Genomic DNA, 22,685 nt, shown 5'->3' with positions numbered 1-22,685 from the left:
TTGGCTCCACGTGCCCGACCGCATCGCAACCGCAGCGTGTCGTTGGGGAAAGCTCACCTTCCTCCTCTCCTCTCCAGTCCGTGTCGGTCCAGAAGTATGTAGGAAAGCAACATGCATTTCAAGGGCGTGAAAATACCATTAAAACAACCAGATAGGTATATCACCCGATTTTCGTGATACAGTTATCATCGCCGGTGCTTGACAGGAAAGTAGGATAGTTACAGACTGATTTTCGCAGGGATGAGTCAATGGATCATCGCGCAATCTTCCCGGGGGGCAGATGAACACGGGCGATGCAAAAAAGCCGAAACTTGGCGTGCAGGCAGCGACCAAGATCTATCACACGGCCTCCGGCGACCTGCTGGCGCTGGACCGTTGCAGCCTCGATGTCAGCGCCAATGAAATCGTCTCGATCGTCGGTCCTTCCGGTTGCGGCAAGACCACGCTCTTGTGGTCGATGTCGGGCCTGCACAGCCTGACCAGCGGCGAGATCCGGCTCGACGGCAAGGCCATCACCGGTCCGCATCCCGATATCGGCATCGTTTTCCAGGAAGCGAACCTTCTGCCGTGGCGCAATCTCGATGCCAACATCCGCTTTCCCTTCGAGATCAAGGGCGAGAAGCCGGACCGGGCGTGGATCGCGCATCTGCTCAACCGGGTCGGGCTCGACGGCTTCGGCGGCAAATTTCCGCGCGAGTTGTCGGGCGGCATGCAGCAGCGTGCGGCGATCGTGCGGGCGCTGGCGCTGAAGCCCTCGGTGCTTTTGATGGACGAGCCGTTCGGCGCGCTCGACAGCTTCACCCGCGAGGAGATGAACCGGCTGGTCGAGGAGATCTGGCTCGACACCAAGACAACCATCGTCTTCATCACCCACTCCATCGAGGAAGCGATCTTCCTCTCCGACCGCGTCGTGGTGCTGAGCGCCCGGCCGGGGCGCGTCGCCAAGGAATATCGCGTGCCGTTTCCCCGGCCACGCTCGCTGGAGATCATGGCGACGAAAGAGGTCTTCGACCTCACCAACCGTATCAAGATGGACATTGTCGGCGAACGCACGCGGCCAAAAGCGCCGGAGCGCCCGAGCGCCGAGATCGTGAGGATCAGGCCGTGAGCGGAGGCGACGCCATTCCGGAATTTTCGAAGTCCAAGTCGGGTGCCAAGTCGGGCGACGGCCAAGAGGTCAGCCTGACCAATCTGTCGGCCTTCGCCAGCGGCCCCGGCATCAAGTCGGGCAAGGAGGTGGCGGCCATTCTTGCCGTGGCGGTGATCATCATCGGCGGCATCGAACTGGCGCTGCGGCTGTTCCACGTGCCGCTTTACATCATGCCGCCGCCGAGCTCGATCGCCTATGCGCTGTTCGACGAGTTCCCGCTGATCGCGCCGCATCTCGGCTACACGCTGGTCGAGCTGGTGTCCGGCTTTGCGATCGGCGCCGTTATCGGCCTCGTTCTGGCCGCCGTCATCACCCAGTTTCCGTTCGCTGAAAAAATCGTCGCGCCCTACATCCTGCTGCTCGTCACCACGCCGATGCTGGCGCTGGTGCCGCTTTTGATCCTGCGCTTCGGTTTCGGCTACACGCCGCGCATCATCGCGGTGGCGCTGGCTGCCGGGCCGATGGTGATGATCAATGCGGCGACAGGCTTTCGCCGCGTCGACAGCGCCAAGATCGCGCTGGCGCGCTCCTACGGCGCCAGCACCTTGCAGATATTCTGGAAGATCCGCGCGCCGATGGCGCTGCCGATGATCCTGGTCGGGCTGATGATCGGCGCCATTTTCGGCCTGCTCACCGCGGTCGGCGCCGAGATGGTCGGCGGCGGCTTCGGCCTCGGCAACCGGCTGACCACCTATTCGTCGATGATCCAGATGCCGCAGTTCTTCGCCGTGGTGCTGATCCTGTCGACGCTCGGCATCCTGATCTACGTGCTGTTCTTCCTGATCGGCAAGAAATGGGCGAGCTGGGAGGCTTGAACACAGGGATAAGACGGCGCCCGGGAGGCGGGCGGCAAGAGACTGACATCAAACAAAAAAGGGGAATGCCATGACCAAAGAGAACTCGATCCACCCGGCGGGGATCAGCCGCCGCTACTTCCTGCAGGTGACCGGTGCCGGGCTGGTGACGGCCACGGCGCTCGGCGCCACGGGCCTGAAGGCGAGAGCCGAGCCTTACGGCAAATTCACCTGGATCTCGCCGCGCGGCACGCTCGAAGTGCTCGACGACTATCCCTACTGGGCGGCCAAGAAGGCCGGCTATTTCGATGGGCTGGACACCGATATGCAGCCGGGGCCGTCGGACGGCACCGCGACGGTGAAGTTCGTTGATGTCGGCCAGGCCGATATGGGCTTCCCGTCGCCCGGCGTGTTCTCCTTCGCCATCCAGAACGGCATGAAGCTGAAGTCGGTGTTCCACATGGGCGCCCGCGACACGTTCAGCATCGCCTTCCGCAAGGGCGAGGGGTCGAACGACCTGAAGAAGCTGGAAGGCAAGACCATCCTGCTCGGCTCCGCCGCATGGCAGTCGATCACCGACCCGCTGCTGGCCGCGCAAGGCGTCGACATCAAGAAGGTCAAGTATGTCGAGGCCGGCTGGCCGACATGGGGCACCGCCCTTGCCGGTGGCCAGGGCGACGCCGCTTTGGCATGGGAAGGGCTGCGTGCCGAATGGATCGCCAAGGGGCTCGACTTCGAATACTGGCTCGGCGTGCAGAATTCCAAGCTGCCGGCCAACACCTTCGTCGTGCGCGCCGCCGACCTCGAGGATGCCGACAAGAAGGCGTTGCTGGAAAAGTATCTGCGCGGCTGGGCGATGGGCCTCGAATTCGGCTACCAGAATCCCCGCGCGGCGGTCGAAGCGGTGTTCGAGCAGTTCCCGACGCTGGCCAAGAATCTCGGGCCCGAGCTCGGCACCACCTCGATCCTGCAGCAGATCAATGTCTTCCGTGGCGACATGGACAAGCGCGGCGGCTGGGGCTCGCACGACATGGCGAGCTGGCAGGGCTTTTTCGACGAGATCCACAAGATCGGCCAGATCACCGCCCCGGTGAAGGCCGAGGATGTCTGCACCAACGACCTGATCGGTCCGGCCAATGATTTCGACAAGGCCAAGGTCAAGGCCGATGCCGACGGCGCAAAACTGTCGGAAGGCTTCGCCGCGCTCGACGTCGAGAAGATCAAGGCGCATCTGTTCGATTCGGCGATCAAGTAGGATCGGCGACGACAAGACCGGGCGGCGACACGATTGCCGCCCGCAATCCATTGAATGAAAGCGTGGGAGGTAGCGGTGTCCGACAAGGTTAAAGTGCTGGTGGTGGGGCTCGGCAATATGGGTGCGTCGCATGCCAGCGCGTATCACCGGCTCGACGGTTTTCAGATCGTAGGCATCATGAGCCGCTCGATCAAGAGCAACACGAAGATATCAGGAGAATTAGCCGGCTACCCACTCTACGAGGATTTCGACCAGGCGCTGAAGGAGACCAGGCCGGACGCCGTCTCGATCAATAGCTGGCCGAACACCCATGCCGAATATGCGCTGAAGGCAATCGCCGCCAACTGCCATGTGTTCATGGAAAAGCCGCTCGCCACCAACAATGAGGATGCCGAGAAAGTGGTCGCGGCGGCACGCGCCAAGAACCGCAAGCTGGTGCTCGGCTATATCCTGCGCGTCCACCCGTCATGGATCAAGTTCATCGAGGTCGGCAAGACGCTCGGCAAGCCGCTGGTGATGCGGCTCAACCTCAACCAGCAGAGCAGCGGCAGCGCCTGGCACTGGCACAAGAACCTGATCGATTCGCTGATCCCGATCGTCGATTGCGGCGTCCACTATGTCGACGTCATGTGCCAGCTGACCGGCGCCAAGCCGGTGCGCGTGCACGGCATCGGCGCCAAGCTCTGGGCGGAGGCCGACAAGCAGAATTACGGCCATCTGCACGTCACCTTCGATGACGGTTCGGTCGGCTGGTACGAAGCCGGCTGGGGTCCGATGATGAGCGAGACGGCCTATTTCGTGAAGGACGTGGTCGGCCCCAAGGGCGCGGTGTCGATCGTCGCCGGACAGCAGGCGAGCAGCGCCGCCGACACCGCCGAGTTGTCGAACTCCGCCGACATCGACCGCCACACCAAGACCGACGCGCTGAAGATCCACTATGCCGCTGTCGATGGCGACAAGAATTTCTCCAAGCCCGACGAGATCGTCAGCATGGAGGACGAGCCCGGCCACCAGGAACTCTGCGACCGCGAGCAGGCCTTCTTCCTGCGCGCCATCCGCGAGGATCTCGACCTCACCGAGCAGGTGGATGCGGCGGTCAACAGCCTGCGTATCGTGCTGGCCGCCGAGCAGAGCATCGCGCTGGGGCGGACCATCGACCTGGCCTGACGCAATTCCCGTCTCCCCGTCCCCATTCGAGGCTGTCGCATATGGATTCTGGCGAAGAAGGACCCCCACCCTAACCCTCCCCACAAGGGGGAGGGAAGCTGCCGCGCTCTTCATCCTCGGTGTTAAACGCCTGTGATTTGCCGAGTTCAGCGCCTACAGAATCCCCCTCCACCTTGTGGGGAGGGGTTAGGGGTGGGGGTATTCGTAGGGCGAAAAGCTAGGTTTCTTGAGTGCCTTGGTCCCTCTCGACAGAGGGTGCCGGGAGGCGGCGCCAAACGTTGGCAAGATCAACGAACGACGTTGAAAAATTGGGAGAGAGACATGATCACCGAAAGTCTGCTGAAAACCTATGCCGAGTCCGACGCGCTCGACTTGGCTGGACTGGTGCACAGCGGCCAGGTTTCACCGGCGGAACTGGTGGAGGCAGCGATCACGCTGGTCGAGCGGCTCAACCCGGCGCTCAACGCGGTCATCCATCGCCTCTACGACATGGCGCGCGCCCAGGCCGAAACGGTCGACACATCAACGCCCTTCGCCGGTGTGCCGTTCCTGCTCAAGGAGCTGGCCTCGTCCTGGACCGGGGCGCCGAACACCAATTCTTCTTTCTACCTCAGGGATGTCGTTGCCGATTTCGACACTGAAGTGGTGCGCCGCATGAAGGCGGCCGGGCTGGTGCTGGTCGGCAAATCGAACGCGCCGGAAAATGGCTGGTCGATCACCACCGAGCCGAAACTCTACGGTGTGACCAAGAACCCGTGGAAGGAAGGCATCACGCCCGGCGGCTCGAGCGGCGGCGCTGCCGCGGCCATCGCGTCGCGCATGGTGCCGATCGCCGAGGCCAGCGATGGCGCCGGCTCGATCCGCATCCCGGCCTCCTGCTGCGGCATTGTGGGCTTAAAACCGTCGCGCGGACGTGTCAGCCTCGCGCCGTTCGGCGACTATTGGTATGGCGGCGCCTATTTTCTCTGCTGCTCGCGCACCGTGCGCGACACCGCGGCCTATCTCGATGCGGTTGCCGGCGCGCTGCCCGGCGATCCCTACACGCCGCCGGTTCCAGATGGCAGCTGGCTCAGCCTCTCGGCACGGGCGCCGAAGAAGCTGCGCATCGGCTTTTCCGTCACGCCGCCCAACGGCACGGCGATCGATCCGGAGGTGAAGGCGGCGGTGCTGGCGACCGTGGCGGCACTCGAGCGCCTCGGCCACCATGTCGAGGAGCATAACATGCCGCTCGACGCCAATGCTGTGTGGAAGACCTACACCAACATGACCTGCGTGCAGACGGCGGCGACGTTCGACTACCTTGAGACGGTGGTGGGGCGGCCGGTAACGCCAGGCGATGTCGAGGCGGTGACTTGGGCAATCATCGAGCGCGGCCGCTCGACCAGCGGCATCAGGCACATCTCCGATGTCGAGCAACTCAGGCAGGTCGGCCGCGACATCGTCGGCGACCTCGGCGCCTACGATCTCTTCATCACCCCGACCCTGACGCAGCTGCCGCGCCCGCTCGGCTATTACGACATGTCGGAAACCGACATCGACCGCTACAACGCCAAATGGGCGGACTCGGTGTTTGCCTTCCCCTTCAACATCTCCGGCCAGCCGGCGATCTCGCTGCCGCTCGGCTGGTCGAAAGGCGGCGTGCCGATCGGCGTGCAGCTCGTCGGCCGCTACGGCGACGAGGCAACGGTGCTGGCCGCGTCGGCGCAGTTGGAGCAGGAGATGCCGTGGAAGGGGCGGCGGCCGCCGGTGAGTGGGTAGGTGCTGGGCACCGCGTGCGGCTTCGAGATTGGCCAAATCCGCCCATCGCTTCGTCATCCACGGGCGGAGCAAGGAGCGCAGCGACGCAGCGCAGACCCGAGGATCCATGCCGCGACTTCAAAGCGTCGCTACGATGAAGAGTTCTGCTCCGCTGCATTCCTCGGCCAAGGTCACGGCATGGATCCTCGGGTCTCCGCGACGGAGCTTCGCTCCTGCTCCGCCCGTGGATGACGAAGGTGGGGAGGCTTCGGCCAATCTCCAGCGTGCAGACTCAAAGCCGGCTATCCAATCCTCTCCAACCGTCTCGGCAGACGATTCATGGCAACAGGCCCGTCCGGTGTGATCAGGAACTGGTCCTCGAGATTAAAGCTGGCGAGGCGGTCTATGTAGAGTGGGATTTCGAAGGCCAGCACCATGCCGGCTTCGATCACGACATCGCTGTCGGCCGCAATGAACGGCCATTGCTCTGAGAAGACCGACTGGCCGACGCCATGGCCGAAATGGCCGCGGCGGTAGGTACGCAGCCCTTGCCGCGCCAGGCTGTCGGTGGCCACGCGATGCACTTGGGCGAGCGTGGTTCCCGGAACAAGGGATGCCAGCCCGTCGTCAAAGGTCCGCTCGGCGATCGCGTGCAGTTCGGCCTGCTCGGCGGATGGCGGCCCGAAGGTGAAGTTGCGCGACATGTCGGAGGCGTAGCCGCCGACCGTGCAGACCATGTCGCACTTCAGCGGATCGCCCGGCATGGCTTTCGCATCGGTGCTTTTGAGCCGGGCGCCGAGCGTCACATATTCGGCTGTGGCGACCGGATGGGACAGGCCGGCCGCGGCCGTGGCGACGCCTTGCCGATAGAGGGCAATGAGATCGGCCTGACGCATGCCGGCCATGGCATCGACCTGCAGCCGCTCCAGCCCGGCCTCCGACAGGATGATGCCTTGCTGCAGCAGATCGATCTCGCGCGGCGACTTGACGGCCCGCAGCCTGTCCAGCACGGTCGAGCCGTCGACCATCGTGCAGCCCGGCAGCAGCGCCTGCATGGCGGAGAAATCAGCGGCGGGAACAAAATCGAGATCGACGCCGATCGTTGCGCGCTCGAGCCCGAAGCCGGTCAGGATCTGCTTCAGCTCATGGACGGAATTGGCCAACTCGAATGTAGCGGGCCGGGTAATGGCAGGCGTCCAGCCGGACGAGCCAAAGCCGGCCACTATGCGCCGCGCCAGCCCTTGCGCTGGCCTCGAGGCGTCAAACGTGGCGAATTCGATCCAGATCGGGTGGCTGCGGATGACGGCGTCGGGCAGAGCCAGTTGCAACTGTCCCGCATTGAAATCCGCCACCACCACGCCGATCGGCAGGCCTTGGCGGGCCGGGATGACGACGAAGCCGGCGCCGGCGCGCCGGAACAGTCCCGCCGGGCCGATCGAGGCGCCGGTCGCATAGTGGAAGGCCTCGGGTGCGCACAGCACCAGCGCCGCGATGCCCGCGCGCTTCATCAGTTGCGCCGCGCGCCTGCGATCGACAAAGCCTGTCATGATTTCCCCACTGTTCGAAGCGGCAACGAAGCACTCCGCGCATCGACAATCAAGCCGCTGACAGCAGCTACTTGATCGATTCCAGCTTGGCGACGGCGGCCGTGAAGCCAGCCAGCGACACCGGGATGGTGACCGGCTTGCGGGTGACCGATTCCATGCCGATGTTCAGATTGGTGCCGGACTTCATTGCCTTGATGAGATCCGCCGACAGCGGCGTGGCGGCATAAGCGCCGTTCTGGTCGCTGGTCTGGATGGCAATCGTCGTCTTCTGGCCCTGGTCGATCTGGAAGGAGGCGCCGGACGGCAGGAACAGGCCGTGTGGCAGGGCAAGCAGCATGGCGAGGCTGCCATTGCCGTTGTCGCGGCGCACGGTCACGGTCAGCACGCGCTGCCCGGTCTTGGCCTCGGTCAGGTTCTGCGAAACCTGGCACTGAAGCTCGCTGGTCGCCGAACCGCTGGAGCAGTTCACTGCCCATGGATTGGCATCGGCCGGTTTTGCATTGCTTTCAGCCGGCTTTGGCTGGGCCGGCTTGGCATCTTCGGCAAGGGCTGGGCCGGCGGCCAGACCAACCCACAGGGCGGTCAGCCCCGCGGCCACGCCAAGTAAATTAGACTTCGCTAAAGTAGCTGTCATGTTATTTTGCCGGACGTCTTGCATGTTTCCTCACCGCGCCCGGTATTCTCCCGAGCACGGCTTGATACAACACCCGCGGCTGTTTCGAAAGCTCGACCGGAGGGAAGCAAGCCGGCGAAATTACTGTGACCTTTCGGATACAGCGAACAATTTTACAGGGAGCTTTCAGAAATCGGAGCGCCCGAGACTCGCTATACAATAGAATTCGATTAAGGATTTACACGGGGCGCGTGTAGTCCCCGAAGGATTCGCCAGGGATGGGAACTACCGAGACTTCTCGGCAAGTTGGTGAGATGACGGCGCGTGGGGAGGATTTCCACGCTCGCGCCGGCTATCGCCGTTCGCGAATCGCCAGGCATCTCTGGAAGACGACTTCGCTGACGACGCTGGCGCTCGGCCTTTCCGGTCTGGCGGCCCATGCCGATCCGAACGGCCTGTGGCAGCCGCAGATCCGCGCCATCATCGGCGCCGACAACAATGGCGGCAACGCCGCGCTCGAAGGTTTCATCCCGCTCAAGCAGACGGCCGAATCCGTGCTGTTCCTGGATGTCCGGGCCAAGCACGATTTCAAGGATGGTTCCGGCCAGGATGTCGGCCTCGGCATTCGCCGCATCGTCAACCCGGACCTGATGATCGGCGGCTACGCCTACCTCAACATCGAGAACTACAACTCCACCCAGTTCACCGCCGCCACGCTGGGCGCCGAGGCGATCACGCCTCATTTCGATGCGCATGTGAACGTCTATCTGCCGATCAAGGGCGATTCGACGGATCACTCGGCCAGCTCGACCCTGTCGATGGTCAGCAACCAGCTGATCGAGCAGATCTCGGTCATCGACCACCGCGACTACGCGGCGTGGGGCATCGAGGGCGAGATCGGTGCGCAGGTGCCGGTCGCCCTGCCCGACAAGCATTCGCTGCGGCTCGACATCGGCGGCTATCATTTCGAGGATCCGCATGGCGACGACGGCAGCGTCACCGGCGCCAAGGCCGGGTTCGAGTATACGATCGGCGATGTCTTCGGCAGCAACACGGAACTGGTCTTCGCCGGCGAGGTCCGCAACGACAATCGCGACGACACCCAGTTCGCCGGCAGTGTGCGGCTGAACATCCCGTTCAATCCTGGCAGCGGCTCGGACAATGCCGCCAATGGGGCCGACAACGGGGCGGAGCCGGTCTATCCGGTCAGCGAAGGCCTTCGCAAGCGCGTCAACGAACGGGTGCGTGGCGACATCGGCGTCCGCGTCCAGTCGCAGACGCTGACCGGCGGCACGACCACGCGCATCGCCATCAACGCCGCCACCAATGCCGCCTTCGGCAAGTTCTATTTCGCCGATGGCGGCCTCGCCGGCGCCGGCACGCTGGCCGACCCGACGACGCTGGACGACGCCGTGACCAAGTCGGGTGCGAACGGCTTTGTCGTCGCGCTTGGCGGCAACGGCAATCTGACGACCGGCGGCGTGACGCTCGCCAATGGCCAGACCGTCATCGGCGGCGGCGAAAGCGTCACCGCCAGGCTGTTCGGCGGCGGCACCAGCACCTTCAACCTGGGCGGCAGCGACGGCACGATCCAGGGCACCAACGTCGCCAACCCCGTCATCACGCTGGGCAACGGCAACACGCTCAACGGCATCACCATCACGGGCGGCGCCGACGGCATTTTGGGCAACAACATCACCGGCGCGACGCTGACCAATGTGACGGTCACCGGTGCGGGCGGCAACGGCGCCGACTTTACGGGCAGCTCGACCGGCATCACCGGCTCCAACTTCACCGCCACCGGCAACGGCCTCGATGGCCTGCGCATCGACGGCGACGGCACCTACAATTTCACCGGCACGACGCTGCTGCAGGGCAATCTCGACGACGGTCTCGATATCACCGGCAAGGGCACCTACACCTTCGCCACCGTCAATGCGCAGGACAATACCGACCGCGGCATCACCGTGCAGGGCACCTCGACCGGCGGGACGTTCACCACCACCGGCGGCACAATATCGGGCAATGGCGGCACCGCCGTCTTCATCGATCCGATCACCGCTCATGTGGTGCTGGCCTCGATCAGCCAGAGCGGCGGCACGTCGGGTGTCGTGCTCGAGAATGTCGCGGGCAGCTTCACCGTCAACGGTGCGACGACGATCTCCGACACGACCGGACCGGCGATCGCCATTTCGGATTCGCCGGCGACGATCCGCTTCGGCGACATCAGCATCACCAACCCCAGCGCCGACGGCATCTCGTTTGCCGGCGTCAATGCGGCGGTGGTCGCCGGCAACATCGTCATCTCCGGACTGGGTGTCGGCACCGGCCTCGACTTCTCCGGAGCCAAGACCAATTTCACCGCGCAGTCGCTCAACATCACCGGCACCGGTGCGGCCGGCTCGATCGGCATCGACCTGACCTCACCAAGCGTCGGCGGCTCGGTCATCACCATCACCGATGGCGGCGTCATCACCAATGTCGCTACCGGCGTGCGGCTGGGCATTGCCGGCACGCCGGGGGCCACGGCCAACGCCGAATTTACCTTCGGCGGCGATTCCAGCTCCATATCCGGCATCACCGCCTCGCTCGATGCGCGCGGGCTCAATGAGGGCAGCGGCCACTACGCCTTCGGCACGACCGCGTTTTCGGGCCCGCAACTTTACGATCTGCGCAACTACATCTTCGTCGCGGCCGGGGCTTCGGGCGGCGGCACGTCGATCACCGACCTCGCCTCGATCGATTATGCCGACAGCATTACCGCCAGCGACGCCATCATTGTCCTGGTCAACCGCGGGACAATCGACGACGCCACCGGCTTCTCGCTGAGCGACGGACAGGAACTGGCCTCGTTCGGCAACGGCCGCGAGTTCTCGCTCGGCGGGGTGCCGTTGAATGTCACCGGCACCAACGTCCATCACGACGAATCCATCTCGGATTCCGCGGGCGCGGCAACGCTGACCAGTTCCGGCGGCGGCGATGTCGTGACGCTGGGGAACGGCAACACGTTGCTCGATTTCAATATTTCCGGTGGCGCCGCCGCCGGCATACACGGCCTGGGCATCAATGGCCTGACCGTCCAAGGCGTGACGGTCAGCAATGTCGCTACCGGCCTCTTCCTCGATGGAGTGACCGGTACGGTCTCGGTCGACGACCTGACCGTCCAGACCGCATCTCAAACCGGCATCGCGCTTGTCGGTTCGAGCGCGACCGTCAATTTCACCGGCAACACCAAGATCACCAACGCCACCAGTGCCGCGCTGTCCACCAACAATTTCGACAGCATCGCCACCTTCGACGATCTCGACATCACCGGCGGCGGCGTAGGCATAGGCATCGTCGGCGGTTCCAGCGGAACCTTGACCTTCGGGGTCGGGAGTTCCATCGCCAACACGAGCAGCAACGCCTTCTCCATCAGCAACTCGACGCCCAACGTCACCTACAACGGCACCATCAACCAGACCGCTGCTACCAGCGCGGTGACGATCTCTGGCATGAGCGGCGGCAGCGCCACGTTCGGCGGAGCGATCACCGCCAGCACCGCCACCGCCTTCGCGATCAACCTGAGTGGCAACACCGGCGGCACAATCAAATTCACCGGCGGGCTGGATCTGACCACGACGATCGGCACCGGCTTCAGCGCCACCGGGGGCGGCACGATCACAGTCGCGGCCGCAGGCACGGAGCAGATCACCACCGGCACCGGCCACGCGATCTATCTCGACGGCGTCACCATCGGCACCGGCGGCATGGCGTTCGACAGCATCACGACAGGCGTCGTGGCAGCCACAGCGCTCAATTTCAATGCCGTCTCGGGCGGCCAGTTCCTGGGTGGCAATGTCACTATCGGTGGCACCGGTGCCGGCATCAACGGCGTTGCAATCAACGCTTCGTCATCGACCTTCACCATCACCAATTTGGTGACGACCAATGTCGCGGGCACCGATGTCAGCCTGACCAACAACACGGGCTCGATCACGATCCTCGGTGGCACCATCACCAATTCGGGCGTTGGCGACGGTGTCGTCATTTCCGGTGGCAGCGCGACAATCGGTGTAGCAGCCAACATATTCAGCTCGGCAACCGCGCCAGGCACGGCGGTCAAGGTCGACGGCACCACCGGCGGCTCGGTGACCTTCAGCGGCAGCATCACCTCGACCGGCACCGGCAATCTTTTCGCGATCGGCTCGTCGCTGCCCCCGGTCGGCGGCGCGATCAGCTTCATCGGCTCGACGCTGTCTGCGACGGGCGGCGGTGGCGCCGTCGTCACCGGCCTTGCCGGCACCGCGACGCTGAACGTCACAACTCCGCTGTCGATCACCGGCGCGACGGCTACTGGCCTGGCCGTCGCCAATGTCGCCAGCACCGCATCGGCGACCTTCGGGGCGGTGACCGTGTCGGGCGCCACGGGCAATGGCATCGACATCACCAACAATGCCGGCGCCGTCACCTTCGGCACCACCAGCGTGACGATGGGTTCGACCGTCGGTCCAGCCGGCATCAACTTCGCCCTGACCAATGCCGATGTCACATTTGGAACAACAAATGTGACGATGGGCTCCGGCGCCAACCAGACCGGCATCGACTTCAGCGGTTCGTCAACGACAGCCGATTTCGGCGTGACGACGATCACCGGCACCGACGACCTGACCTCGCGCGGCATCGACCTGTCGTCGACCATCGGCAACAAGACCATCACCTTCCTGCAGGGCTCCAGCATCTCGAAGGTCGGCGTCGGCGTCGAACTGTCGTCCGGCGGCACAACGGCGACGTCGGCCAACGCCAATTTCACCTTTGGTGATGGCAATGCGGGTGACGGGCTGGAATCCTTCATCAGCGCGACCACCGGCGGCTACACAGTCAACACGATCGGGCTCGATCCGACGCTCGGCAATTATGATTTCGACGATGTCACCTTCTCCGGTCCCGCCCATCTGGCCAGCGCGGTCGGCGCGGTCGTCATGATTTCCCAGGACGGTGGCATCGTCCACGCCAACACGGACGGGCTCAGCGCCGACGTGACCACGGTCACGGCCGCCCAGGCCGATGCCATGACCGGCACGCAGACCTTCGCCTTCGTCGGCACCGTCGATCTCAGCGGCACGCCGTTCACGCTCGATTCGGGCCAGTCGATCACCGGCTTCGGCAACGGCAGTTCGATCCTCACCTCCGGCACCATCCAGCCGATCAATGTCCAGGGCAATCTCGGCGCCACCGGCGGCAACGTCACCGGCAATGAGGGCGTGGTCAAGAGCACGGGCGGCGATACCTTGCAGCTGCTCGGCAGCAACCAGGTGCGCGACACCGCGTTCGACTTCAGCGGCGGCAGCGGTTCGGTCTTCACCATCGACCAGAATGCTACCGGCTTCAGCAATGTCGGCGGCATCGTCATCCAGGGCGTCACGGTCAGCAATGTCGCCACCGGCCAGACGGCGTTCAAGGTTGCCGGCCTCGACAGCAATTTGTCGATCACAGACAACAACATCAACGTTGCCGGCACGCTGCTCGACGTCGATGGCGGCATCGGCAACATCACGGTCACGCGCGGCACCTTGCCCAACAGCGGACCGGCGGGCACGCTGACCGGCGGCGGCATCTCGATCGCCAACCGCAGCGGCGGCACGGTCGATTTCACCGACAAGGTGACGGTCGGCGGCAATGGCGTCTCGCTGACAGGCAATGCCGGCTCGACGATCACCTTCGCCGATGTCGACATCACCACGAACGGCCAGACAGCGTTCAGCGCCACCGGCGGCGGCACGGTCAATGTCGTGACCGGCACGATCAACGCCACCAACGCGCAGGCGGCGGCGCTCGACGGCATCACGGCCGGTATCAACTTCGCCTCGACAAGTGCCACATTCGCTTCCGGCAGCGGCGTCGACCTGCAGAACCTCAGCGGCACGGCAAGCCTCGGCACCGGTACGCTGACCAACACCGGTTCGGGCACGTCGTTCAATGTCGGCTCGGGGACCGCAGGCAGCGGCGGCAACGCGACGATTTCCTATGGCGGCACGATCGCCAGCAACGGCACGGGCGCCGCGGTGTCGATCCAGAGCATGACCGGCGGCTCGGTGACGCTGTCGGGCAATCTCACCGATACCAATGCGGCAGCCGGCGGCAACATCGTCGTTGCCGGCAACGACGCGGCCGCGATCGCCTTCTCGGGCACCAGCAAGGTGATCAGCTCGGGCGCGACGGACGGCGTGAGCTTGGGTATCATTGGCAATTACGCTTCAGCCGTCCCGGCACTCAATACCAACAGCACGATCGACTTCACCAATGGTGGCCTTGCTATAACGACAATGACCGGGGCGGGCTTCGTCGCAATTGGCGATTTAGGCCCGGCTGACGCAACCTCCACCATCATTACCGTCACCGGCGCCGGCAACGAGATCAATGCCGGCAGCGACGGGCTTGTGGTGTATGGTGCCAATGTCGGCAGCGCCGGCATTACCTTCGACAGCATCTCGGCGGACTCCACGATCCCTGCCCTTCCCGGCGACCCCGGCGGTGCCGGCGTGACGCTGTTGGGCGCCAATCTCGTCGGGGATGTCAACATCGGCGGCCTGAGGGATACTGGATACACCGGCGCCTGGCTGTACGCCCTGAGTGGCACCGGGGAGGTCAACTTCACCGGCACGATCGATCTCGACGTCCAATATGCTGGGTTCGATATCGGCGGTCCCGAGGTTGGCACCGTCAACATCGCCAATGTCGCCGGATCCACCCTGACCATCGATGGCGGCCAGTTCGGCATCATACAGAGCTCGCAGGGCGGGACCGTCAACGTCGGCATCAACGGCAGCGCCAGCATCACGAACACCACCCTCTCGGCTATCAGCCTCGGCGGCGGCAATGACCTGGCCTTCACCACGCTGACCTACAAAGGTTCGATCACGGTCGGTGCGGGATCGGTGATAAGCGCCAGCGGCGATGCGACCCGTCTGAACATGAGCGGTTCCGTCGTTTCCACCACGTCATCGACGGCCTTCGACTTCTTTGGCCATGCCGAAGGCATATACGATATTTCGAGCACCATCGATCACAGCGGTGGCGAGGGTGTCGCCATCGGCGGCTCGGCCAACGGCACGGTCACCTTCTCCGGTACGTCGAAGATATTCAACACCGGCGCCAACGATGCCATCGTCAAGGCACCGTCATACGTGATGGACCCGCAGACCAAGGGCACGCTCAACTTCACCAATGGCGGCCTCGTCATCACCACCAGTAGCGGCGCCGGCTTCACCGCCAGCACCTTTGGCCCCGGCACGATCAGCGTCACCGGCGACGGCAACACCATCACCACCAGCACGGGCACCGCGCTGAAGCTTGGCGATGCGACGGCGGTCGTCGCCGGGGCGAAAGGCGCGACGGTCGGCGCCGGTGGTATCAAGTTCGATACGATTTCGGTCAATGGCGCGGCGACCGGCATATCGCTCAACAATGTCAGCGGCGGCACCCTCAATCTCGGCGCGGTCGACCTGCAGGGCGTCACCACGACCGGCGTCCAGGTCTCTGGCACGCTCGGCTCGACGCTGAATTTCGCCAGCCTGACCATCGGGCTCAATGCCGCCAATGCGGTCGGCCTCGACCTCAACGGCGCGGCGCTCGGCGCGAGCAACATCACCGCGGACGATTTCGATGTAGCCGGCGGCGGCTTCGCTGGCACGATCGGAATCGACATGGCCGGCACCACCGGCACGGGCACCATCCAGCTCGGCGACACCGTCAACAACAATCCGGCCGGCCAGAAATCGACTATCGCCAATGTCGGCTATGGCGTGCAGTTCTCCAGCACCACCAACGCCAGGCTGGTGTTCGGCGACGGCGCCGGCCCGGCCGAGTCGTCGATCGCAACCACCGGCGGCCAGGTCATCCACACCACCGATAGTTTGCCGACCAATGGCGACTACAATTTCAACGACGTCAATTTCACCGGCGACGTTTCCAACCTGTCATCGATCAGCGTCTACTACGTCACCGAAGGCGGCACCGGCGACGGCAGCCTCGCCAATCCGGGCAGTTACGCGGGCGCACAGGCTTCCACGGCCAACGTCGTGGTGCTGATCGACAAGAACGTCAACGGCGCCCAGGAAACCATCGACCTGAGTGGCACCACGTTCAACCTCGATGACGGGCAGGTGCTGCTCGCCTTCAAGAGCGGCGACGCGGCGGTCGATGTTTCGCAGCTCGGTGTCGACACCAGCAGCGGCGCCTCCGCCGCGTTCCACTTCACCACGGTGCAGAACTCGCCGATCATTTCGGCGCCGGGGGGCATCGACACGCTGCGGCCGGTCCTGCAGAGCAACAACGCCACGCAGGTCATTAACCTGGCGACATCAGGCAGCGGCATCTTCACGGGCGGCATCCAGAACCTGATCGTCAGCAATCTCGGTTCCGGTGCGGGCGTTGCCGCCAACGCCACCGGCGCCTCCAGTTTCTTCGTCAGGAACAACACCATCGCCGCCGGCGGCAACGCGCTCGATTTCTCTATCACGGGAGCTCCGGCCAATACGCTTCTGCTGTCGATTGACGGCAACACGCTGCAATCGACCGGCTCCGGCCTCGCAGCGTCCTTCGCCGGCCAGAACATCAATGCGACCGACAATTCAATTGCGATCAGGTCGTTTGCCGGCAACAAGGTGACCGGCGGCGCCGGCAGCGGTGGCATCGCCTTCAACAATGTCCGCTTCGATTCCGACGGCGCCGGCGGCACGGTCAGCGCCGGCACGCTCGGTATCGGTAACCCAGGCGCTCGCGTCCAGGGCAATGGCCTCAGCTTCACCAACACCAGCGGTACCCTTGATCTGGGCACGCTCAGCCTTGCCAACAATGGCGGCACCGGTGTCATCGCCAACACCAAGACCACCAATTTCACGCTGAACAACAGCGGTGGCGTGGTCACCACCAACAACGGCGCGGCATTCGATCTCGATCCGCTGACCGTCAACATGACGTTTGCCACCGTCAGCGCCCTAGGCGGCGCCAGCGGCATCATCTTCGACGGCGTCGCCGGGACCTTCACCGTCACCGGCGGGACAAGCATCACCAACACGACGGGCTTCGGCATCGATGCCATCAACACCAACACTGGCACCTTCAACTTCAACACGGTGACGGTGAACAATGTCACCGTCCCCAACACAGGCGGCGGCATCCGAGTCCAGACCGGCACGCTCAACGTCACCGGTCTCGCCAACATCGACACGACCAGCGGCGTTGGTCTCTGGCAGGCCGGCGGCACAACCAGCTTCACCAATGGCGTCACCATCGACACCACCGCCGGCACCGGCATTCTCGCCACCGGCGGCACGATGGGCATCACCGCTACGGCTGCCGCCCAGACGGTGAACGCAACCGGCGGCACAGCGATCAATCTCTCCGGTGTCGCCGCCACCATCGCGCTCGATTCGACCTCGTCGGCCGGCGGCGTCAACAATGTCAGCCTGACCAATGTCAGCGGAGCGCTCAATCTCGGCACCGGCGCGCTCAGCGGGGCGACGGGCGCGTCCTTCAATGTCGTCGGCGGCACGGCTGCCGTGAGCTATTCGGGCACGGTCAACAATTCGGGCGCATTCAGTCCGGCGCTGAATGTCCAGAGCCGGCTTGCCGGCGCCGGCCTCGTCGCCCTGAGCGGCAATCTGACGGCCAGCGGGCTGGGCGTATCGCTGAACAACAATGCAGGCGGCACGGTGACGGTGTCCGGCGCCTCGAACAGCTTTACCGGTGGGGGCACCGGCATATCGATCACCGCCAACACCGGCGGCACCTACAACATCAGCGGCGCCAGCTACGCCATCGGCATGAGCGGCGGCGGGCTTGGCGTCGATATTGCCGGCAACAGCGCCCCGGTGACGGTCAATTTCAACGGCGGCGGGCTGGCGATCGTGACCTCGGCAGGCGCCGGCTTCAATGCCACGGGCTCCGGCACGGTCAGCGTCACCGGCGTGGGCAACTCCATCGCCACGGGCACCGGTGTGGCGATGAACCTGAGCGGCGTCACCGTCGCGGCCACCGGCATGAATTTTTCCTCGACCAGCAACGGCGCCGGCGGCAACAGCGCCGTCGTCCTCACCAACGTCATCGGGTCGGGGACGATCAATCTCGGCGCCGGCTCGCTGGTCGGCGGCAGCGCGGCAACCATCGCCGTCAGCGGCGGCACCGCCAACCTCAACTATACCGGCAATGTCAGTCAGTCGAACAATGCCACCCTGGTCAGCGTCGCGGGCGGCCACAGCGGCACGCTCAACTTCGCCACCGGCGCGCTGTCGGCGACGAACGGCACCGGCCTGCAGTTCGACAATGCGGACGGCATCTACAGTTTCGTCGGCACGACGACGCTGAATGGCGGCAATGCCAGCGTCGACATCCTCAACGGCTCGGGCGGCACGTTCAATTTCGGCACCGGCACCTCGATCATCAGCCCAAGCGGCACCGCGTTCAATGTCAATGGCGGCACCGCCACCGTCACCTATGCCGGCACGATCACGCAAGCCACCACCGGCCAGCGCATGATCGTCGTCGCCGACACCGCCGGCGGTTCGGTGAATTTCACCACTGCCGTGGCGAACGGGCTCAACGACACCGGCGGCACCGGCATTGTGATCGACGGGGCGGCGGGCAGCGTCACCGTCAACAATGCCAGCCTGACGGGCACGGCCGGCATTACCATTCTCGGCGATTCGCTGAACAACGCGACCGGCACCTACACCTTCAACAATGTCGCCATCCAGACCGACGCGGGGGCTGCGAACCATGCCTTTGTCGTCGACGGCGACCAGGGCACGCCAGGCAATGACGACGTCAGCGCGGTCGTCAACCTGAACAATGTCGACATCACCAACCCCGGCGGCAATGTCGCAAATATCCGCGGCATGGCCGGCGGTTTAATCAATTTCGACAGCGCCAGCTCGATCATCCGCAGCGATGGCGGGCTGGGCATTGCCGTGCTCAGCAACGCCGGCGGCACGATCAACTTCGGCGGCGCGGTCAAGACGCTCTCGACCGGTGTTAATGCCGCCGTCATCCTGACCAGCAACCCCGGCGCGACCATCAACTTCACCAATGGCGGGCTGATTATCAACACAACGAGCGGCGGCGGCTTCAGCGCCACGGGCGGAGGGACGGTGACGGTGCAGGGCACCGGCAACACGATCACCTCCGGCACAGGCACGGCGCTCAACGTCGTCAACACGACGATCGGCGCCAGCGGGCTGAATTTCCAGAGCATTTCGGCGAATGGCGGCACCAACGGCATCGTGCTCAACACAACGGGCTCGGGTGGATTGACCGTGACAGGTGTCGGCACCACCGCCGGCTCGGGCGGCACCATTCAGAACACAACCGGGCGCGGCGCCAGTTTCATCAGCGCGAGCAACATCACGCTGAAGAACATGAATTTCACCAATGCCGGAACCACCGATCTCGACGCCGACAATTCAGGGCTTTCGACCGGTGACAACCTCGCGACCAACGCGGCCATCCACCTTCAAAACGTCTCTACGGCGACGCTGGACCGGATCGCCATTTCGGGCGGCGCCGAGCAAGGCATCAACGGCAATACTGTTTCGAACTTCACGCTCAGCAACAGCAGCATATCGAATGCGGGCAATGGCGCGGACGAAGACGGCATCCATTTCTACAACATGTCCGGCACCAGCGCGGTCACCAGCACCACGATCACAGGCAGCGGCGACGACAACTTCCAGCTGCAGACCCAGTCCGGCACGCTCGCACTGACGATTTCAGGCGGCAGCTCGACCGGCGCCGTGCTTGGCAGCGGGTATCTGTTCGGCATCCGTGGAACGTCGAACGCCACGATCAACTTCTCGGGTGCCAATTCGAGCAACAACTTCAGCGGTGGAATCGTCGCCGATGCGTTCGACAGCTCCACGATGAACCTGAACGTCATCAACAGCACGTCGAGCAGCAACAACGATCAGCTGTCCGTCAGCGCCGGGGACAACAGCGATGTGAGCCTCGTCGCCACCGGCAACACGCTGAGCAGTACGGCCACGGGCGACTTCGTCGTGGTGAGCCTACTCGGCTCGGCGTTCGACAACGGCTTCACTTTTGACGCTCGAATTGAAAACAACACCATCACGGTCGCAAACGGGCTGACAGCGGACGGCATAGCGGTATTCAATGCCGGCGGCGGTGCCATGCGGGTCGGAATCAAGAACAACACCATCGACTATGCCGGTACGCAACGCGCCATCCTTGTCCAGACCGGACAGGACGGCGCGGGCAGCATCCTGGCCCAGATAACCGGCAACGCGATTGACATCAAACTGGATGGCGTTGGAAATGCAGCCGCTGGCATTCTCGTTCAGTCGGGCATCACGTCGCCGACGGGAGATGGTTCATCCATCGATTTGAACATAGGCGGCGCCGGCGCTCTGGCCAACACCTTCACGCATTCGCTTGGCGGCACCATGGCGGCCGGCGACATCCGGGTACGTCAACGCAACAACGGGACGATCAACCTTAGTGGCTATGCCGGGGCCCCCACGGATCTGGCCGCCGCCATCGCCTATCTGAACAGCCGCAATACAGTTGTTTCTGCATCAACTGCGACGGCCGACTCGACCGGATTTACCGGGCTCGCCACGCCGCCGTTCCCGTGATGACGACGCTGATGAGGTAGAAAGGCCACCACTCGGCCGGTTCAGTGCCGTGATCTTGGTGCGATGATCTACAGCCTTGGATGTGTACTGTCTTCCTGCGCCTCTCGTTATTTAAATACTGTCTATTATTTTATAAAGTATACCTATTTTGTTAGAGAGCCAAGTAGACTTTTGTGTCGTTCCGTGTATTCTACTGATATCTTATGAGGGCGCGAGACATGGCCGAGCCATTTCTATCGGAAATCAGGATTATGTCATTTGTCTTCCCGCCCAAGGGTTGGGCACTCTGTAACGGGCAGCTTTTGCCAATCAACCAGAACCAGGCGTTATTCTCACTGCTCGGAACCACTTTCGGCGGTGACGGCCAGGTCAATTTCGCACTGCCCGATTATCGGGGACGTATCCCAATCCACGTCGGAAGCAGTCACACACTTGGCGAGCGCGGTGGCGAGCAAAACCACACGCTGTCGATTTCCGAAATGCCGACACACGTTCATTTTGCGCAGGCCAGCACAAACACCGGTAGTAGCCAAGATGGTGTTGGGAACGTTTTGGGGGTGGTTCCGGGGCGGCTGTATAGCGACTTCGCGAACGTGACGACGCTGAGCCCGAGCACAATTGCCAGTATTGGCGGCAGTCAGGCGCATCTCAACATGCAGCCGTTCCTGACGCTGAGCTTCTGCATCGCCCTGCAGGGCATTTTTCCTTCGCCAAATTAAGGAGGCGCGACCATGGCACAGCCTTACGTTGGCGAGATACGCATGTTTGCCGGCAACTTCGCGCCGGCCGGCTGGATGTTCTGCGAGGGACAATTGCTGCCGATCTCGGAGAACGAGACACTTTTCCAGCTGATTGGCACAACCTATGGCGGCGATGGCGAGAGCACCTTTGCGCTGCCCGACCTGCAAGGCCGTGTTCCGCTCCATCAGGGCAACGGCTTTATCCTCGCGGAGACGGGAGGCGTGGAGGAAGTCAATATGACAATTTCCCAGATTCCTTCACACAGCCATCCAATGGTCGCGTCCCTGAATATTGGTCAAGATACCAGTCCCAGCGGGAAGGTCGTTGCACAGATTGGCGGTGGCGCCTTGCCCTACATCCAGGACACGACCGATACCAACATGGCCCAGCAGGCTGTAACAGCCGTTGGCGGCAGCCAGCCGCACAACAATTTCCAGCCGTATCTTTGCATCAGCTTTATCATTTCACTTTTCGGCATCTTTCCGTCGCCCACCTGAGAGGACATCATGGCTGACCCGTTCGTCGCCGAAATCCGGATCTTTCCGTTCAATTTCGCGCCCAGGGGCTGGGCGTGGTGCGACGGGCAGTTGCTGCCGCTGTCGCAGAACACGGCGCTGTTTTCGCTGCTAGGCACCACTTATGGCGGCGACGGCAAGTCCAATTTCGCTTTGCCCGATCTGCAAGGCCGTGCGCCGATGTTCTGGGGTCAGGGGCCGGGCTTGTCCCTGCACGATCTTGGCGAGCCTGGCGGTACGGAAACGGTAACCCTGCTCGAATCGGAAATTCCTAACCACACTCACGCAATGCGCGACCATGACATTGATCTGGGCGAGCTCAATGCGCCGTCATCGACGCGAAGCCTGGCCAAATCCACCAACGCAACAATCTATACCCCGGCGGCCAACCTGACGCAGATGAGTCCTCAATCGCTCCCCCCCGCCGGCGGCGACCTGCCACACAACAATCTGCAGCCCTATCTGACGCTCTATTTCTGCATCGCACTGCAAGGCGTCTTCCCACCAAGAACCTGAATTCCGAGCCAACAGGGCAGG

General features: G+C 63.6%; 11 protein-coding genes. 9 read left to right on the top strand and 2 right to left on the bottom strand.

Annotated features, from left to right (window positions below; translation table 11 throughout):
• Positions 1–280: 280 nt before the first annotated feature.
• The 5 genes from NKH06_RS27830 to NKH06_RS27810 all read left to right on the top strand — a co-directional run bounded on the left by NKH06_RS27830 (position 281) and on the right by NKH06_RS27810 (position 6,124).
• A complete protein-coding gene (locus NKH06_RS27830) occupies positions 281–1,108 on the top strand; it encodes an ABC transporter ATP-binding protein (RefSeq protein WP_023813386.1) in 828 nt (275 codons plus the stop codon).
• A complete protein-coding gene (locus NKH06_RS27825) occupies positions 1,105–1,965 on the top strand; it encodes an ABC transporter permease (RefSeq protein ID WP_128305960.1) in 861 nt (286 codons plus the stop codon). Before NKH06_RS27830 ends, NKH06_RS27825 begins: the two co-directional genes overlap by 4 nt.
• A gap of 70 nt (positions 1,966–2,035) precedes the next feature.
• Entirely contained in the window at positions 2,036–3,199 is a 1,164-nt protein-coding gene (locus tag NKH06_RS27820) for an ABC transporter substrate-binding protein (protein ID WP_128305961.1), read from the top strand.
• Positions 3,200–3,274: 75 nt separating this feature from the next.
• A complete protein-coding gene (locus tag NKH06_RS27815; RefSeq protein ID WP_352894716.1) occupies positions 3,275–4,366 on the top strand; it encodes a Gfo/Idh/MocA family protein in 1,092 nt (363 codons plus the stop codon).
• Between the two features lie 321 nt (positions 4,367–4,687).
• The gene (locus tag NKH06_RS27810) at positions 4,688–6,124 is read left to right on the top strand and encodes an amidase (RefSeq protein ID WP_352894715.1); all 1,437 of its coding nucleotides are present in this window, start codon (positions 4,688–4,690) and stop codon (positions 6,122–6,124) included.
• Between the two features lie 281 nt (positions 6,125–6,405).
• On the opposite strand, the gene NKH06_RS27805 is transcribed toward NKH06_RS27810, so the two are convergent.
• Together NKH06_RS27805 and NKH06_RS27800 are read right to left on the bottom strand one after the other, a co-directional pair.
• On the bottom strand, positions 6,406–7,650 hold the full coding sequence (locus NKH06_RS27805; RefSeq protein WP_128304314.1) for a M24 family metallopeptidase: 1,245 nt from the start codon (positions 7,648–7,650) through the stop codon (positions 6,406–6,408).
• A gap of 67 nt (positions 7,651–7,717) precedes the next feature.
• On the bottom strand, positions 7,718–8,284 hold the full coding sequence (locus NKH06_RS27800) for an invasion associated locus B family protein (protein ID WP_352679743.1): 567 nt from the start codon (positions 8,282–8,284) through the stop codon (positions 7,718–7,720).
• Positions 8,285–8,577: 293 nt separating this feature from the next.
• On the opposite strand from NKH06_RS27800, the gene NKH06_RS27795 reads away from it, so the two are divergent.
• From NKH06_RS27795 to NKH06_RS27780, 4 genes are all read left to right on the top strand, one after another.
• Positions 8,578–20,892 carry a beta strand repeat-containing protein gene (locus NKH06_RS27795; protein WP_352894713.1) on the top strand — a complete coding sequence of 4,105 codons (12,315 nt, stop codon included), beginning with the start codon at positions 8,578–8,580 and terminating at the stop codon, positions 20,890–20,892.
• A gap of 218 nt (positions 20,893–21,110) precedes the next feature.
• Positions 21,111–21,611 carry a phage tail protein gene (locus tag NKH06_RS27790; RefSeq protein ID WP_023810878.1) on the top strand — a complete coding sequence of 167 codons (501 nt, stop codon included), beginning with the start codon at positions 21,111–21,113 and terminating at the stop codon, positions 21,609–21,611.
• Positions 21,612–21,623: 12 nt separating this feature from the next.
• Positions 21,624–22,130, top strand: coding sequence for a phage tail protein (locus tag NKH06_RS27785; RefSeq protein WP_023810879.1), 507 nt, complete (start codon positions 21,624–21,626; stop codon positions 22,128–22,130).
• Positions 22,131–22,139: 9 nt separating this feature from the next.
• A complete protein-coding gene (locus NKH06_RS27780) occupies positions 22,140–22,664 on the top strand; it encodes a phage tail protein (protein ID WP_023810880.1) in 525 nt (174 codons plus the stop codon).
• The last annotated feature ends 21 nt before the right edge of the window (positions 22,665–22,685 follow it).

It is taken from the genome of Mesorhizobium sp. M1342 (assembly GCF_040317955.1).
Lineage (GTDB): Bacteria > Pseudomonadota > Alphaproteobacteria > Rhizobiales > Rhizobiaceae > Mesorhizobium.
This window is presented reverse-complemented; position numbering and strand designations above follow the sequence as displayed.

What these genes read in the sequence shown, in the direction of transcription:
- NKH06_RS27780 (WP_023810880.1), top strand. Translation starts at nt 22,140, where the DNA reads ATGGCTGACCCGTTCGTCGCCGAAATCCGGATCTTTCCGTTCAATTTC.
- NKH06_RS27795 (WP_352894713.1), top strand. Translation starts at nt 8,578, where the DNA reads ATGACGGCGCGTGGGGAGGATTTCCACGCTCGCGCCGGCTATCGCCGT.
- NKH06_RS27800 (WP_352679743.1), bottom strand. Translation starts at nt 8,284, where the DNA reads ATGACAGCTACTTTAGCGAAGTCTAATTTACTTGGCGTGGCCGCGGGG.
- NKH06_RS27830 (WP_023813386.1), top strand. Translation starts at nt 281, where the DNA reads ATGAACACGGGCGATGCAAAAAAGCCGAAACTTGGCGTGCAGGCAGCG.
- NKH06_RS27785 (WP_023810879.1), top strand. Translation starts at nt 21,624, where the DNA reads ATGGCACAGCCTTACGTTGGCGAGATACGCATGTTTGCCGGCAACTTC.
- NKH06_RS27820 (WP_128305961.1), top strand. Translation starts at nt 2,036, where the DNA reads ATGACCAAAGAGAACTCGATCCACCCGGCGGGGATCAGCCGCCGCTAC.
- NKH06_RS27810 (WP_352894715.1), top strand. Translation starts at nt 4,688, where the DNA reads ATGATCACCGAAAGTCTGCTGAAAACCTATGCCGAGTCCGACGCGCTC.
- NKH06_RS27805 (WP_128304314.1), bottom strand. Translation starts at nt 7,650, where the DNA reads ATGACAGGCTTTGTCGATCGCAGGCGCGCGGCGCAACTGATGAAGCGC.
- NKH06_RS27790 (WP_023810878.1), top strand. Translation starts at nt 21,111, where the DNA reads ATGGCCGAGCCATTTCTATCGGAAATCAGGATTATGTCATTTGTCTTC.